Genomic DNA, 15,555 nt, shown 5'->3' on the forward strand with positions numbered 1-15,555 from the left:
CCCGAACGGGGAAAGGCTAATAGCGAAGCGTCTACAGCGCAAACGCGGCATGTCCCAAAAGGATGCTCCGAGTTGGCTTTAGAGGGGTATGAACGCACTTGATCCCAACCAGATGACCCCGTTTGAGCGCCGCGCTGCGCTCTGCAAAATCCTCGCCCTCGCCCTGGTCCGCCTTCATATGCGCAACGCAAGTCAGGTTTCTGAAGAAGATGGAGACTTTCCGCTACACAATCCGGCCGACCGGAGCGGTCATGCAACTCCAACTCGGAAGGAGACCGCATGACGACCCATGACCCCATCCCCATGCGCCTGGCCGCGCTCAAGACCGCCACGACGCCTGACCTGAAGCAGCAGTGGCGCGACCTGTTCGACAGCGAGCCGCCGCCGTTCAACCGCCGCTATCTGGAGAGCCGGCTGGCCTACCGGATTCAGGAATTGGCCTATGGCGGGCTAAAGCCCGAGACGATCCGGCGGCTGGAGCGGCTGGGCGAGCAACTCGACGGCGGTGATCGCAAGAGAAGCGGCCTCCGCGCCGACAGGGATCGCCCGATTGCCGGCACTCGGCTGATCCGCGAGTGGCAGGGCGTCGAGCATGTCGTCACCGTCACCGCGGACGGGTTTGAGTGGCAGGGGCGGCCCTACAAGTCGCTGTCGGCCATCGCCCGCGCGATCACCGGCACCCGCTGGAACGGCTGGGTGTTCTTCGGTCTGAAGAACCGGAGGGCGCGGACATGACGAAGGCCCCCACGCAATCAGGAATGATCCGCAAGCAGCGCTGCGCGATCTATACGCGCAAGTCCTCCGAGGAAGGGCTAAGCCAAGAGTTCAATTCGCTCCACGCCCAACGCGAGGCCTGCGAGGCCTTCATCGCGAGCCAGCGGTCCGAGGGATGGGTGCTGGTCCGCGATCAGTATGATGACGGTGGGATATCGGGCGGCACTCTGGACCGGCCCGGCCTGCAGCGATTGCTGGAGGACATCGAGGACGGGCTGGTCGACGTGGTCGTGGTCTACAAGATCGACCGCCTCAGCCGCTCGTTGGCCGACTTCGCCAAGCTGGTCGAGGTGTTCGACCGCAACGGCGTGACCTTCGTCTCGGTCACGCAGTCGTTCAACACGACGACGTCAATGGGTCGGCTGACGCTGAACATCCTGCTGTCCTTCGCCCAGTTCGAGCGCGAGGTGACGGCGGAGAGGATCCGCGACAAGGTCGCCGCCAGCCGCAAGAAGGGGATGTGGATGGGGGGCGTGCCGCCCTACGGCTACCGTGTCGAGAACCGGAAACTGGTGATCGATGACGAGCATGCCGAGCACGTCCGCTGGATCTTCGCCCGCTTCCTTGAAATCGGCTCGGGCACGGAACTGGCGCGCGAGGTGGGCAAGCGCGGCATCCGCACGCCCCGCGGCAACCGGATCGACAAGAAGTATCTCTACCGGATGCTCAACAACCGCGCCTACATCGGCGAGGCGGTTCACAAGGGCGAAAGCTACCCCGGCGAGCACGACGCCATCATCGACCGAGAGACGTGGGACCGTGTCCATGCGATCCTGCAGGAAAGCCCCCGCAAGCGCGCCGCCCGCACCCGTGCCGAGACGCCCGCACTGCTGAAGGGGCTGCTGTTCGGGCCCGATGGCGCGGCCTTCTCGCCGACGCACACCCGCAAGGGCGGCCGGCTCTACCGCTACTACGTCAGCCAGACGGTACTGAAACACGGTGCCGGGTCGTGCCCGGTGGGTCGCGTGCCCGCGGGCGAGATCGAAGCGACCGTCATCGATCAACTCCGAGCCGTGTTCCGCCAGCCCGAGATCGTGGCGGGGACGTGGAAAGCAGCGCGCGCCCACGCCGACGACATAAGCGAAGCCGACGCTCGCTCGGCGCTGCAGCAACTCGATCCGCTGTGGGACGAACTGTTCCCCGCCGAGCAGGCCCGCATCGTGGCGCTGTTGGTGGAGCGCGTGGACATCGACCCGGACGGGCTGAACGTCCGGCTCCGCGTGGACGGCCTCGGCGGCCTCGCCCGCGAGATGCTGGCCGGCGATATCGAGGCGGCAGCATGACACGCGGATCACCGATCCCCGAGACGGTCACGCTCCACGTCCCATTCAGGATCGTGAAGCGTGGCGGGCGGAAGGAGATGCAGATGCCGGAAGGCGCCGCGCAGCCGCGCCGGACAGACAGCACCCTTGTGAAGGCGCTGGCTCGGGCGTTCCGCTGGAGGCGCATGCTGGACTCGGGCGAGTTCGCCACGATCGCCGATGTCGCTGAACATGAGCGCATCGCTGCGCCGTACCTAACCCGAACGCTCCGGCTGGCCTTTCTCGCCCCGGATCTGGTGGAAGCGATTATTGATGGGCGCCAGCCCAGCAACCTGTCGCTCGAGATGCTGCGCAAGCCCTTGCCGACCAGTTGGTCAAAGCAGAGGGAGGTGTTGTCGTCCGATGGTCACTGCGGCAAGGGCAAGTGAATCAAGGGATTCACGCGCCTTAGTCACCGTGTTACGGTGCGAAAAAACGAGGCAGGTATGAGCGTACTTTTCACAGTTGGCTACGAGGGAACCGACATCGATCGGTTTGTCAGGACGCTGAAGGCGGCTGGGGTGCGGCGGTTGGCCGACGTTCGCGCGGTACCCGTGTCCCGCAAGGCCGGGTTCTCGAAGAAGAAGCTGGCGGCCCGCCTCTCTGAAGAAGGGATCGAGTACTTCCATTTCGTCTCTCTCGGGGACCCCAAGCCGGGCCGGGATGCTGCCCGCGCCGGCGAGTTCGACCTGTTCCGGTCGATCTATGGTGCCCACATACAAACCGAGCCAGCGCAGGACGCTTTGCGCGACCTCACCGACACGGTGCAGGCGGCGCCGACCTGTCTCCTGTGCTTCGAGCGCGACCCCGAGACGTGCCACAGGACGATTGTCGCGCACGAGATTTCGGATGAGGTTGGATTCGACATTTTTAACCTGTTCGCTGACGATCCTGATCGCTATGTCCGTAACGCTGAAAAGCTGCCGCGTTTCCATTCTGGTGAAGGCGCTACCGCAGCGTAGTACCGCCAAAGGGGAAACAGTCTGCTGCGCCGGGGTGACCGCCCTCGGTGAGTTCAAGCGCCTGTATCCAGTGCGATTCCGTCACTTGTCTGATGAATCAACATTCAAGCGTTGGGACTGGGTCGATTTCAAATACCGACCGCCCACCAGCGACCGCCGGGCAGAAAGCTGTCACGTTATGGAAGACACGATCCGCCTGTCGGGTCGAATGCCCGATAGGGATCAAGCCGATTTCCTCAACCCGCTCGTTTCAGCGTCGGTGGCGGAGGCAGCCGCAGCGGGAAAATCTCTGGCGTTGATCCGCCCCCGCAATACGCAGTTCTATTTCAAGCCAAAAAGCGACGAGCAGATCGAGAAGGAGCGCCAAACCTATGAACAGGCTGCCAGTCAGGGAGAGATCTTCGACAGGCAGCTTGCCGCGTTGAAACCAAGCCCCTACGAGTTTCGGTTCAAGTTCGAGGACGGCACCGGTCCGCACGATTACGCGAACGGTGACTGGGAAGCCCACGCGATGTTCTTCTTCGGAAAACGTCGCGAGGGGTCAGAGCGCGCAGCGCTCAAGTGGATGAGCAAGACGTTCAACGACGAATACCCGAAGAAGGGCATGCTCTTCTGCGTTGGCAACATGGCGAAGCGCCCGCACACATGGCAGCTGCTGGGCGTCCTGCGGGTGGACGACACAGGCCAGGACGCGCTTCCCCTGTAGCGGTGAGAGCACCAACTTAGCCGAAATGCGCGACGTCATCGGCTCCGCAGAGGCTTCGAATGGGCATTCGACTTGCGGAAGGAGGCCAGCGCGGCTTAGTCTGTCGACGTAAACGGCGGGAATGTCAGCTCAAATCCGGGGCGTCCGGCAATGCCGCCGCCTGTTGGGAAATGAGAGCGACCACGATGACCGCCATGCGCGCGTTCCCTCCAGCCTCGTCCGATCTTGGGCCAACCAGCCCAAGCATCTCCGCGCGCCGGGGCGCCACGGATCGGTTGGTGTTGGAGCGCAAGGTGGGCATCCTGGTCAGCAAGTATTGAGAAAGAAGAGGTTTCAGCGTGTCGCGACTGACGGATCTGATCGCACGGGCGAAGGCGAAAGATCGAGCTCTTGGAGACGAGCTGGAGCGTGAATTCAAGGCGCTGGCGTCACGGCGTGCCTTCGGTCTCAACTTCGAGCGTCACCGGCCCGAGAGCGTGGAGCTACCAGGGCGACCGATCCGCCGGGGGGACAAGGTGCGCATTCTGCCGCCGCGCGGGTCCACGGCCAAGGGCGACCCGCGGCTGTGGAAGGTGCTCCGCATCGACGAAGCCGACGGCAAGCGCATGGCGCATGTCTTGCTGATTGGCGCCACCGAGCCCGAGACTGCCGATGTCGCAACCGACGACCTGGTCGTGGTCGCGGAGTTCCGCGACTACATCTATCCGGGGCTGGTCAGCACCGGGAAGGTCGAGCGCGGCGGCGATAAGCCGTATCACACTGTGATCAACGGAGAAAACTTCCATGTTCTGGAGGCGCTGACATTCACGCATCGGGGAAAGATTGATGCGATATACATCGATCCTCCATACAACACCGGTGCGCACGACTGGAAGTACAACAACAATTACGTCGAATTGGAGGACCTATACCGACACTCCAAGTGGCTCGCCATGATGGAGCGGAGACTATTCGTCGCAAAGACCCTACTCAATCCGAATGACTCGGTTTTGATTGTTACGGTCGATGAGAAGGAGTATTTGCGCCTCGGCCTTCTTCTTGAGCAAATGTTTCCAGAAGCAGAGCAGCAGATGGTCACAATCGTGATCAATCCAAATGGCGTCGCACGCGGGAAAGAGCTTGCGCGGGTCGAAGAGTATGCTTTCTTCTTATTTTTTGGTGAGGCGGGACCGTCTCTAGTAGTCGACAGCTTGCTTGATACTGAAAGCCTGTCAGGAAACAAAAGAACGAAAGTGAGGTGGGAGTGGCTTTTGCGCGGTGGGAACAATTCCCGCCGCGAAGATAGGCCAAACTTGTTCTTTCCAATTTACATTGACCCAAAGACCCGAACGATTGCTGAGATCGGCGAAACGATTGCGCTGGAAGTTGATCGAACGACCGTTCCGGATAAGCCTGGACTTGTAACGGTATGGCCAATCCGTGCGGGGCGTGACGAAGAAGCAACTTGGCAAAAATCTCCGGCTTCTCTTCGTAAACTTGTTTCGGAGGGATTTGCGCGTGTCGGTGCATACGATGAGAAGAGAGATCGATGGTCGATCCTATACCTCGGACCATCTCAATTGCGCAGGATCGACTCCGGTGAGTTGATCGTCACGGGCCTGCGCGATGACGGATCAAAGATCGTTGACTTTGGAGAACAAAGCGTTCGCAGAACACCGAAAACGGTATGGAACCGCGGGAGCCATAAGGCCGGAGAATATGGTTCCATGCTTGTCCGGCGCCTTACCGGAGGCAGGAAGTTTCCATTTCCAAAGAGTTTGTATGCTGTGGAAGATGCGGTGCGGATCGCAACTGGCGATAAGCCCTCAGCCCTGATACTCGACTTCTTCAGCGGATCCGGCACAACCGCTCACGCCGTCATGCGCCTCAACCACCAGGACGGTGGCAGACGCCAGTGCATCTCGGTGACCAACAACGAGGTTGCCGCAGTCGAGCAGGCGGCGCTTCGAAAGTCGGGCTCTCGACCTGGTGATCCTGATTGGGAGACGTGGGGCATCTGCGATTACATCACGAAGCCGCGGATCAGAGCAGCGATCACCGGCAAGACACCCGAGGGCAATGACATCGACGGCGACTACAAGTTCACCGACGAGTTCCCGATGGCCGAAGGATTCGAGGAGAACGCCGAGTTCTTCACGCTGACCTACGAGACGCCGGTCGCGGTGCATCATAACCTCGCCTTCCAGCGCATCGCGCCGCTCCTCTGGATGCGCGCTGGTGCAGAGGGACGCCGCACCGATGCGCTACCGGATCAGGGCTGGGCCGTCGCCGACACCTATGGCCTCTTGGTCGACCTGGACCGTTCGGCGGAGTTCTGCGACGCCGTCGATGCCCACGAGGGGCTGCGCATCGCCTACATCGTCACCGACGACGACCGGCGCTTCCAGTCCGTCGCGCGCAGGTTGCCGGACTCGGTCGAGCCGGTCCGGCTCTACGAGTCGTACCTTTCCAATTTCCGCTTTTCGATGGGCCGCTAATCCATGAAGTTCACGCTCAAAGATTACCAGGAAGATGCCGTCAAGGACGTGCTCACCAACCTCGGCAAGGCCGCGAAGCGCTGGCACGAGGAGGGGGACCGGCACGCCTTTTCGCTCACCGCAACCACCGGCGCCGGCAAGACCGTGATGGCCGCGGCCGTGTTCGAGGCGCTGTTTCATGGCGATGACAATTTCGACTTCGAGTCCGATCCCGGCGCCGTCGTGATCTGGTTCAGCGACGATCCCGCGCTGAACGCTCAGACGCATTTCCGTCTGCGTGAGGCGTCGGACCGGCTGACACTGTCAGACCTTATGATCGTGCAGAACACGTTCAACCGCGAGAAGCTCGAGGCGGGGAAGGTCTATTTTCTGAACACGCAGAAGCTGAGCAAGTCGAGTCTACTGGTGCGCGGGCATGACCAGGATGATCCGGACGTCGAGACGGATGGCCGTCAGACCGTCATGCCTGACATGCGCGCCTTCACGATCTGGGACACGATCCAGAACACCATCGAAGATCCGGACCTGACCCTGTACCTCGTCCTCGACGAGGCGCACCGGGGCATGAAGGCATCGGGTGGGAATGGCGGCGGCGAGAAGCCCACCATCGTGAAGCGGCTCATCAACGGATTCGGCTCGGTGCCCGGAATCCCGACCGTCCTCGGCATCTCGGCGACGGTCGAGCGGTTCAACGCCGCCATGGCCGACATGCAGGGCCGGGCCACGCTCCCCAATGTTGTGGTCGACTCCGGCAAGGTACAGGCCTCGGGCCTGCTGAAGGACACGATCATTCTCGACGTTCCCAACGAAGTCGGCCAGTTCGACACCGTGCTGGTCCGGCGAGGCACCGACAAGCTGAAGGAGATCACGGCCGCCTGGGAGGAGTACGCCAAGCAGCAGGACGGTGCCGACACCGTCGCGCCGCTGATGGTCCTGCAGGTGCCGAATTCACCGGACCCCAATGACATCGGGCGCGCGCTCGATACGATCTACGAGCGTTGGCCCGAGCTCGGTGACGACGCCGTCGCGCATGTGTTCGGGGACCACACGACCCAGACCTTCGGGAGCCACTCGATCCCCTACATCTCCCCGGAGCGTGTGCAGGAGTCGATGTGGGTGCGCGTTCTGATCGCCAAAGACGCGATCAGCACCGGTTGGGACTGCCCGAGGGCGGAGGTGATGGTGTCGTTTCGTCCCGCCAAGGACAGAACGCACATCACCCAGCTGCTCGGCCGCATGGTCCGCACACCGCTTGCGAGAAGGATCCCGGGCAACGAGCGGCTCAACGCCGTTGACTGCCTATTGCCGTTCTTCGACGCGCAGTCCGTGAAGGATGTCGCCAAGGCGCTGATGTCCGGCGGTGACGGGGGCGAAGAGCTCCCGGGCCGGCGCGTGCTGGTCAATCCCGACGAGATGAAGCCGAACACGGCCATTCCGGAGGCGGTCTGGGACAAGCTGCTCTCGCTCCCGTCGCAGTCGCTGCCGAAGCGCCAGGCCAAGCCCGTGAAGCGCCTGACTTCGCTGGCCCACGAACTCGCTGCTGACGGGCTCCTGCCGGAAGCCGGCAAGAAGGCCCATTCCGAGATGCACAAGGTGCTGAACGCTGCGCGAGAGCGCTACAAGTCGGAGATCGCGAAGGCGCGCAAGACCGTGATGACGGTCGAGGGCAAGAGCCTCAAGACCAATCTGGAAACCCGAGAGATGTCGTTCGATGACTTCCTCGAGGCTGCGGATTTCGCGGTGATCGATGATGCATACCGCCGTGCAGGGCGTACCATCAGCCCGGATCTTGCAACGTCCTACAGTGAAGCTCTCGCGAAGGCCGAGGGCGACGATGACGATGACGATCTTGAAGCCGCGTTGATCGAGGCGCGCGTCATGGTAGCAGCGCTCGGGCTGGTACCGGAAGTGAAGGAGTACCTCGAAACAGAGGCAGAGAGCCTCGCGAACAAGTGGCTTACGAGGTACCGGGTCGAGATTAAGAGTCTCTCGGACGAGCGCCAGGAGGTCTATCGCCAGATCCGGGAGATGAGCGCTCATCCTCTGGATGTCGATCTGGCCAAGCCAGCTTCATGGATGCAACCCACTACCGTGCGAGAAGCGGATGGGTCGGAGATCCCTTTGCCACGCTTCGAACAGCACCTGTTGTGCGCCGCAGATGGCATGTTCCCGGAGGACTTTAACTCGTGGGAAGGAGACGTTGTGTCCGCAGAGCTGAAGCGCGCGGGAACGATCGCGTGGTATCGAAATCCGTCTCGCGCCAGTCAGGACTCCCTCGGGGTGACCTACGAGGACGGCGGGGACGTCAAGATCGTGCGACCCGACTTTATCTTCTTCGCGAAGCTGGCAGATGGGTCAATCGCCTCCGACATCGTCGACCCGCACGGGACGCAGTTCGGTGACTCGATCCCAAAGCTGAAAGGGCTTGCGAAATACGCTGCGACCTACGGCGAGACTTTCCGCCGGATAGATGCGGTCGCGAAGGTGGGCGAGAGTTTTCGCGTTCTGGATCTTAAGGAAGAGGCGGTGCGAGCCGCCGTGGAGAGTGCGACATCCGTCAAGGCGCTATACCAGAGTGCCGTCGCGGATGACTACGCCGTGTGAGCCCACGGGTTCGTTCTCGGTCGCGAACGCAGAGAGACGGCTCATTCGAACCAGCCGATCCCGCGACTGCGGAAATGCGAAGCAAAATCAGGTGCTTGAGGCTCTTAACCGCCGGGGCGCGGTTAAGAGGTCGGGAGAAACCGGGAACATAGAGACGCCAGACCCGGCGCTCTTGGGCTCTGCCGGTTAACAGCCCCTCACGCATAACCCTCGAAAACAACGAGAAAATTCGGCCGCGGCCGGATCGGGAGAACGCTTTCGCGAGGGCAAGTGGCGGAGGGAACGGGACAGGGGTCGAATGTTCTCTGACTCCTAAGCCCCTGATATTGCTTTCGTTATTCTTGGTTGAAATGCCAACCGCGTCAAACGCGACTGGCAACCAACCGGATCGGCCGGTGCTTTCCACGCATGATAAATCTCAGGTTAAATATGGCAAATCTCGCCATTGATCTTCACGAACATCTCGTCGAGGTGCCAGCGCCACCGGCTGGATCGCATGCCCTTGATCCGGCGCTTCCGGATCTCGGAGGCGAACATAGGACCGAACCTGTGCTACCAGTACCGGATCGTTTCGTGGCTGACATCGACACCGCGTTCGTGCAGCAGATCCACCACGTCGCGGAGCGAGAGAAGAAAGCGAATGTACAGCATCACCGCCAAGCGAATGATCTCGGGGCTAGTTTTGAAGTACTTGACGGGAGAGCGTTACGTCATGTTTGGACGCTAGTCACCAACCTGCCCCGGCTCAAGCCGAGTTTCTCTGACAAGACCCAGCAGTGGCATTTGGATTAATGGTGACCGAAAGGTGGCCGCTCCCCGAAACGCTTTGCCTGCGAAGATGGCCCGGCTAATATGGCAGAGTAACGAATTGGGTGCTCGAATGAATCAGGACGCCTCACGTAGCGAAAACGCGTATCAACAGCTGAAACTGGCCCTGCAGGATGGCACGTTGCGACCTGGGCATCGCGTGCGCGAGGTCGATATCGCCGAACAGTTCGGCATCAGCCGCACCCCCGCACGTGAAGCGATCCGGCGGCTGGAGATCGACGGGCTCGTCTCGTTCGTCCCGCGTCACGGTGCGGTCATATCAAGCCTCGACCATCAACAGACGATGGAGCTCTACGACGCGCGCGAAGTGCTCGAGGGAGCCTCGGCCCGGTTCGCGGCACAGCATGCCTCCGCTGCCGAGATCGAGGAACTCGAAGAACTCATTACGTCCGAGACGGCGATCCTCGACGACCCGTTGAAGCTGGCCGATCTGAACCGCGTATTCCACGAAGTCCTTTATCGCGCAGCGCACAACCGGTTCCTCGAGCGATCCCTGCTTGCCCTGCGGGACTCGATGCTCCTCCTCGGGGGCACGTCGCTCAAGGTCGAGGGGCGGCAGGACTCGGCACATGAGGAGCATCTGGAAATCGTGGAAGCGATCAAGGCACGCCACGCCGACGCAGCCGCCAAAGCGGCGAGCATCCACATCCGGAATGCTCAACGTGCGCGCCTCAAACTCATGCGGCGAGATTGGGTCGAGGCGCGCAGCGCGCGGGTCGGCGAACCCTAGGAGACGGTGGGTGATGCCTGCGGGGTGTATCCCTCGTCTTCCAGACGCATCGAACGGGCGTAATGGACGAGCGCGGCGTATCGGTACAGGCCGTGCACGAACTTGCCATAGGGCATGGACAGAAAGAAACCGAACACCATGCCCAGATGAATGGCCAGGAGCAGGCCCATCGCGGGGGTTTCACGCAACAACATGAGCACCAGGCCCGTCACACCGACGAGGAACAGGGTGACTATGAATGCAACATCCATGCCACGGCTGGATTCGTCCTTGAGGATTGGTGCGCGTTTGCCCTTCTCGACCAACAGCCCGACCGGGCCGACCACGATACCGATCCCGCCGACGGTCCCCAGGATGACGGGTGCGGAAAACCACGGATAGGGCGCTTCCAGCCCCAACAGGTAATGCATCCCCGTCGCGACCGTCGTCGAGGCGAGACACGCGAGGAAGCCGTAGAATGTGAGATGGTGATACAGCTTGCGACGGTCCGGCGCCGGGTCGTCATTTCCGTCGCATCCACCGCCGCCCCCGTCGAGATAGCGCAGTTGCCCCGCATCCCGCATCGCCTTCCAGATGTCCGAAACCCGGGCGGCAGGCTGATCCGCTGCTACATCGCGCCAGAAATTGCGCAGGCCCATTCCTATGGCGAAAATGGAATACAGGAAGATGCCACCGAACAGCGCCACCATCGCGTTATGCGGCATGATACGATAGAAAGCGCCCTCTTCCGCCCCGCTGGCAAACAGCGTCGCCGGATCGGAAACGAGAACGAAACCAGCGATGAAGACTGCCACCGAGAGGGACAGCAGCATTGCGATCCAGAAGCCGTTTCGCCGAAAGACCGGCGTCAGCGCGGCAGGCCAGGCGTAGGTTTCATAGGATTCATGCCGGAGGCGAGCCAACGTCCGGGGCACGTTCACATCGAATTCGTGCGGGGCGGCATATTGGCAGGCGGACTGACAGGCCCCGCAGGAATGGCACAGATTGGCCAGGTGCCTGAGGTCGCCGTCCGCGAAGCTGCGACGAAGTTCCATCGCGGGGAAAACGGCACAAAGCCCTTCGCAATAGCGGCACGAATTGCAGATCCGCATGATACGGTCTGCCTCGTCCAATGTGTCATGGTCGGACATGAGCTGCGGCCTCCCGTCCTGCAATGTTTCCGAAAACGCTTCCGATGGTCATGCCGATCCCGGCGAGATAGCCCCGGCCGAGCACGTTGCCCGCCATGATCTCGCCAGCCGCGAACATGTTGGCCGAGGGCGCGCCGTCCGCCATCTGAATGCGTGCATGCCGATCGACCTTGGTTCCGAGGTAGGTGAATGTGATCCCCGGACGAAGCGGATAGGCGTAGTAGGGGGGCGTCTTGATAGGACGCGCCCAATGGGTCTTGGCGATCTCGAGCCCTTCGGTGCGGCAGTCGTCCAGGACTTCGTGGTCGAAGGTCCCCGGCTGGCAGGCCGCGTTGAAGCCTTCCACGGTTGCCTGAAGTTTCGCCGGATCGAGCTCCAGTTGCCGCGCAAGATCCTCGAGGGTGTCCGCCTGGATCGGGGGAAAGATCGACGGCATGAACCGATCAATCGAACGGCTGTCGATGATCGCGTATCCGATCTGGTCGGGTTGCGCGGCGACCAGACGTCCCCAGATCGCATAGCGTTTCGGCCAGAAATCCTCGCCTTCGTCATAGAACCGTTCGGCATTCCGATTGACGACGATGCCGAACACGACGCAGTCAAGCCGTGTCGCGATCCCTCCGTCGAACCGGGGCGCGCGGGCGTCGATGGCGACAGCATGGCATTGCTGGGCGTCGCCTATGGGCTGGACGCCGTTTTCGAACAGAGCACGGAGCAGCGATCCCCGGTTATAGGGCGTGCCGCGGATCAGGAAATTCTCGGCCTGGGGCCCCCATGCGGATTTCAGCCACTCTATATTGGCCTCGAACCCGCCGGCCGCCGCGACGAACGCCCCGGCGCGCGCTTCGAAAACCTCACCTCCGCAGGTCACTTCGGCCGACTTGAACCGCCCCTCCTCGATATCGACGCCGGTGATTTCCGCGTCATAGATCACGGTCACGCCGAGCGATGCGGCGCGCGCGTACAGAGTGTTCAGCATCGTTCGCCCGCCTCCCAGGAAAAACGCGTTCGTGCGACCGAGGCTGAGCGTGCCACCGAGGGGCTTCTGGAACCGAACGCCCTGACGCGTAAGGTAATCCCACAGGTCCTTGGATTGCGTGATCGTGAAGCGGGCAAGCTGTTCGTCGGTATCGCCCCCGGTGACACGCAAGAGATCTTCCCAGAATTCTTCTTCCGCGTAGGGACCGGCCAGGACAGCGTTCCCTTCGTCGTGGGCGCACCGCATGTTCCGCGTATGGCGGGTATTGCCGCCGCGGTAGAACTTCGGTGCTGCTTCGATCACGATGACGCTCGCGCCGCCCTCGCTTGCCGAGATCGCAGCACAGAGCGCCGCGTTGCCACCACCAGCGACCACGACATCGTAGTCCCGAGCGAGGGCGCGCCGCGCAGTCTCGAGCGAAAGGGGATCCGGTCCGTTCCGGAGATCCGGCCGGGGCAAAGGTTCGGGTCTGTTCATCAACTGTGTCTCGGGGTCCTGCTCTCGTGACCTTTCGGTACGGTGGATCAAGCCGCAGTCGCGGCGGGGTCGGGCGGCGCGGGCAAAGGTCCGTCACCGGTGCCAAGCTGGCGCAAGAGTGTGAAAAGCGGGGCGGCGGCCTCCCCGACCGCCGGCGTCGCGAGCGAGGTGAACTTGTCTTCCATGTCGGACCAGCTCATCGGATTGCCGGGGTTGCCGAGTGCAAGGGGCGTGTGCACTTCGATCAGGCCGGCCTCGCCCGCATCGACACGCACCGTCGAGGCGCGCAGATCCATCTCCGGATCGGGCGCAAGGCGTGTGACCGCGACGAGGTGACGAATGGTCTCGTCGCCCAGCGTATCCGGGTTGAAATCCTGCTGCCGCGCAACGTGCCCCGTCAGACCGAGTGCCGCGCAGAACGCAAGACTGAACTTGCCCTGATAGGGCGTTGCGGGGTGTTCGATACCGGCGATCTGTATCGCAAGCGGATTGACGCGAAGCTCGACGTCCGAAGCCTGCCGAAGACTGTTGGCGTATCGGTCGTGCAAGGACCGGCAGGCATCTATCGTCGGATGGGTGAGCAGGCACGCGGCGTAGGGCTTGAGCGTGTTTTGCCTGATTTCCCAGAGCTCTGTAGACCCGTCGAATTCGAGTGGTCGGTGCGCGCCGTCCTGAACGAGTGCGCGGGCGAGGCCGCCGTCCGGGTCAATCAGAGCGGGCGCACCTTCGAACCCCTCTTGGGCCATCTGGGCCGAGAACACCCCGTTAAAGGCGGCCTTGCCCGCATGAAACGGCTTGGCTGGCGTGCCGAAACTTTCAGTCAGGCCACCGACCTGCGTCGCGGCCAATCCGAGCGCGCTTTCGAACTGTGCATCCGACAGGTCGAGGAGAACCGCAGCGGCGGTCGCGGCCGCGAAACAGCCGAACACGCCCGTCGAATGCGTGCGGCGTTCGTTGACCGCGACACCGAACCCCCCGTTTCCAAGCCGCGCCCCGGTTTCGAACCCGGCCAGATAGGCCCGCAAGCAGGCCTCGGCAGATGCACCCGTCTCGGTACCGACCGCCCAGGCCGCGGCCCATGCCGGACCGCTCAGATGAGCGATGGACCCGACGTGTGTGTCGTCGAAGTCAAGGCAATGGGCTGCGGTGCCGTTCAGCAGCGCTGCCGGAGCGGCGGCCAGCTTCCCACCGGTCAGGACTGGCGCGCGTCCCGGTGCTGCCCAAAGGGCAACTGCGCGGTGCAGTGCTGCCACAGCCGGTTCGCCGGTCGCACCAAGCGCGACGCCGTACCAATCAGCGACGGCCATGCGAGCGGCGTCCAGCGCAGGGGCCGGGATGTCCGCCCGCGCGACGCTCCGCGCGAACGCGACGATACGCGTCGCATTCGGTTCAGGTGTGGCGAGGGCCGTCACGATGCCGCCCTTCTTTTTCGATCACCGGCCTGCTGTAGCTCCGGCGCCGCCCGGCGCGGTGTCGCTGTCAGTCCGCTGCGCTCCAGCGGATTGGCGAGAACCGGGATCCGCCCGTCTTGCGGGTGATCGACCCATTCGACGAGGCCGCGTGCCGCAACATGGTCGCTCGCCAATGCTTCGTCGCAGCTGAGCACCGGCAGGATCGGCACGTCATGCGCACGGGCCCAGTCGCTCAGGTCATCGCGGTTCCTCTCCGCCACGAACCCGGTAATCGCCTCACGATACGCCTGTGCACGTTCACCATGCACCGTATGGCGGTCAGCGGGCGTCTCGTGCTCGTTGATCAGATCCTCCCGTCCGATCAGCGTGCAAAACGCATTCCAGATCCGGGTTTCAAGCAAAGACACGGCCACGCCTTTGCCGTCCTTCGTCCGGTAGGTGGCATACCGAGGGTTTTCACCCCACAGTTCCATGATCGCCTCCGGTTCCCCACCAGCCTGGCGCAACAGGGCGGCCCCCGAAATCACGTTGGTCATGCTCAGGAGCGAGTCGAACATCGAGATGTCTAGGTAACATCCGCCGCCTTCGGCCTGTCTTCTGAAGAGCGCCGACAGAATGCCGGTGACGGCGTAGTTCGCTGCCGCGTAATCGGCGGCTTGGAACGCGGGCATCGGAGGCGACCGGTCAGGCTCGTCCATGACGGTCATCACCCCGGTCACGGACTGAACGACAAGATCGTGGCCCGGCATGGCTGCGAAGGGGCCATCCTGTCCGAACCCGCTGACCGAACAATATATGATATCGTCACGCAGGGCCCGGCATGCCTCGTAACCTATCCCCAGACGGTCGGCGACGCCCCTCCGGAAGCTTTCCACCACGACGTCGGCCCCGGCCACGAGCGCCTGCGCCTCTGCCCGGTCATCCGGGTCGGTCAGGTCGAGTGAAACCGATGTCTTCCCAAGGTTGACCGTATGGAAATACGTGCTGTCCTTGCCGAAACTCGGCGGATTGTAACGCCCCAGATCGCCGACGCCGGGCTGTTCGATCTTGATTACCTCGGCTCCGAGATCGGCCAGCATCTGGGTGCACCAGGGCCCCGGAAGCATCCGGCTGAAATCGACGACCTTGATCCCGTCGAGAGCGCCTTTGCGATTTGTGGAAGTATCCATGGACTA

The 15,555-nt window shown here is 62.5% G+C and carries 13 protein-coding genes and 1 pseudogene; 9 read left to right on the top strand and 5 right to left on the bottom strand.

Annotation, left to right across the window (positions count from 1 at the left end):
* The first annotated feature begins 88 nt into the window (after positions 1 to 88).
* From AC13D8_RS04970 to AC13D8_RS05005, 8 genes are all read left to right on the top strand, one after another.
* Positions 89 to 283, top strand: a complete 195-nt coding sequence (locus AC13D8_RS04970) for a hypothetical protein (RefSeq protein ID WP_482967905.1) — start codon at positions 89 to 91, stop codon at positions 281 to 283.
* Positions 280 to 735 (top strand): DUF2924 domain-containing protein, encoded by a 456-nt coding sequence (locus AC13D8_RS04975; RefSeq protein ID WP_482967906.1) that lies wholly within the window; start codon positions 280 to 282, stop codon positions 733 to 735. Before AC13D8_RS04970 ends, AC13D8_RS04975 begins: the two co-directional genes overlap by 4 nt.
* Positions 732 to 2,057: a recombinase family protein gene (locus tag AC13D8_RS04980; protein ID WP_482967907.1), complete on the top strand. Its 1,326-nt coding sequence runs from the start codon at positions 732 to 734 to the stop codon at positions 2,055 to 2,057. The genes AC13D8_RS04975 and AC13D8_RS04980 overlap by 4 nt, the downstream gene beginning before the upstream one ends.
* An 83-nt stretch (positions 2,058 to 2,140) precedes the next feature.
* Positions 2,141 to 2,464, top strand: coding sequence for a hypothetical protein (locus AC13D8_RS04985; protein WP_482967908.1), 324 nt, complete (start codon positions 2,141 to 2,143; stop codon positions 2,462 to 2,464).
* 57 nt (positions 2,465 to 2,521) lie between these two features.
* The gene (locus AC13D8_RS04990; RefSeq protein WP_482967909.1) at positions 2,522 to 3,037 is read left to right on the top strand and encodes a DUF488 domain-containing protein; all 516 of its coding nucleotides are present in this window, start codon (positions 2,522 to 2,524) and stop codon (positions 3,035 to 3,037) included.
* Positions 2,976 to 3,743, top strand: a complete 768-nt coding sequence (locus AC13D8_RS04995) for a hypothetical protein (protein WP_482967910.1) — start codon at positions 2,976 to 2,978, stop codon at positions 3,741 to 3,743. The genes AC13D8_RS04990 and AC13D8_RS04995 overlap by 62 nt, the downstream gene beginning before the upstream one ends.
* A gap of 338 nt (positions 3,744 to 4,081) precedes the next feature.
* Complete coding sequence (locus tag AC13D8_RS05000; RefSeq protein WP_482967911.1) at positions 4,082 to 6,220, top strand: site-specific DNA-methyltransferase; 2,139 nt, start codon at positions 4,082 to 4,084, stop codon at positions 6,218 to 6,220.
* Positions 6,221 to 6,223: 3 nt separating this feature from the next.
* On the top strand, positions 6,224 to 8,824 hold the full coding sequence (locus tag AC13D8_RS05005; protein WP_482967912.1) for a DEAD/DEAH box helicase: 2,601 nt from the start codon (positions 6,224 to 6,226) through the stop codon (positions 8,822 to 8,824).
* Between the two features lie 438 nt (positions 8,825 to 9,262).
* Here the strand turns inward: AC13D8_RS05005 and AC13D8_RS05010 are convergent.
* Positions 9,263 to 9,493: pseudogene (locus AC13D8_RS05010) on the bottom strand (IS6 family transposase); the annotation flags it as partial.
* Between the two features lie 211 nt (positions 9,494 to 9,704).
* Between AC13D8_RS05010 and AC13D8_RS05015 the strand changes: the two are divergent.
* Entirely contained in the window at positions 9,705 to 10,382 is a 678-nt protein-coding gene (locus AC13D8_RS05015) for a GntR family transcriptional regulator (RefSeq protein WP_482967913.1), read from the top strand.
* On the opposite strand, the gene tcuB is transcribed toward AC13D8_RS05015, so the two are convergent.
* The 4 genes from tcuB to AC13D8_RS05035 all read right to left on the bottom strand — a co-directional run bounded on the left by tcuB (position 10,379) and on the right by AC13D8_RS05035 (position 15,549).
* Entirely contained in the window at positions 10,379 to 11,512 is a 1,134-nt protein-coding gene (gene tcuB / locus AC13D8_RS05020) for a tricarballylate utilization 4Fe-4S protein TcuB (RefSeq protein WP_482967914.1), read from the bottom strand. The two genes, AC13D8_RS05015 and tcuB, sit on opposite strands and share 4 nt — an antisense overlap.
* Positions 11,499 to 12,866, bottom strand: coding sequence for an FAD-dependent tricarballylate dehydrogenase TcuA (gene tcuA, locus AC13D8_RS05025; RefSeq protein WP_482967915.1), 1,368 nt, complete (start codon positions 12,864 to 12,866; stop codon positions 11,499 to 11,501). Before tcuA ends, tcuB begins: the two co-directional genes overlap by 14 nt.
* A gap of 149 nt (positions 12,867 to 13,015) precedes the next feature.
* A complete protein-coding gene (locus AC13D8_RS05030) occupies positions 13,016 to 14,380 on the bottom strand; it encodes an MmgE/PrpD family protein (protein WP_482967916.1) in 1,365 nt (454 codons plus the stop codon).
* Positions 14,377 to 15,549 carry a CaiB/BaiF CoA transferase family protein gene (locus AC13D8_RS05035; protein WP_482967917.1) on the bottom strand — a complete coding sequence of 391 codons (1,173 nt, stop codon included), beginning with the start codon at positions 15,547 to 15,549 and terminating at the stop codon, positions 14,377 to 14,379. Before AC13D8_RS05035 ends, AC13D8_RS05030 begins: the two co-directional genes overlap by 4 nt.
* Positions 15,550 to 15,555 lie beyond the last annotated feature (6 nt).

The sequence above is a fragment of the Roseovarius sp. B-10 genome, assembly GCF_056859295.1.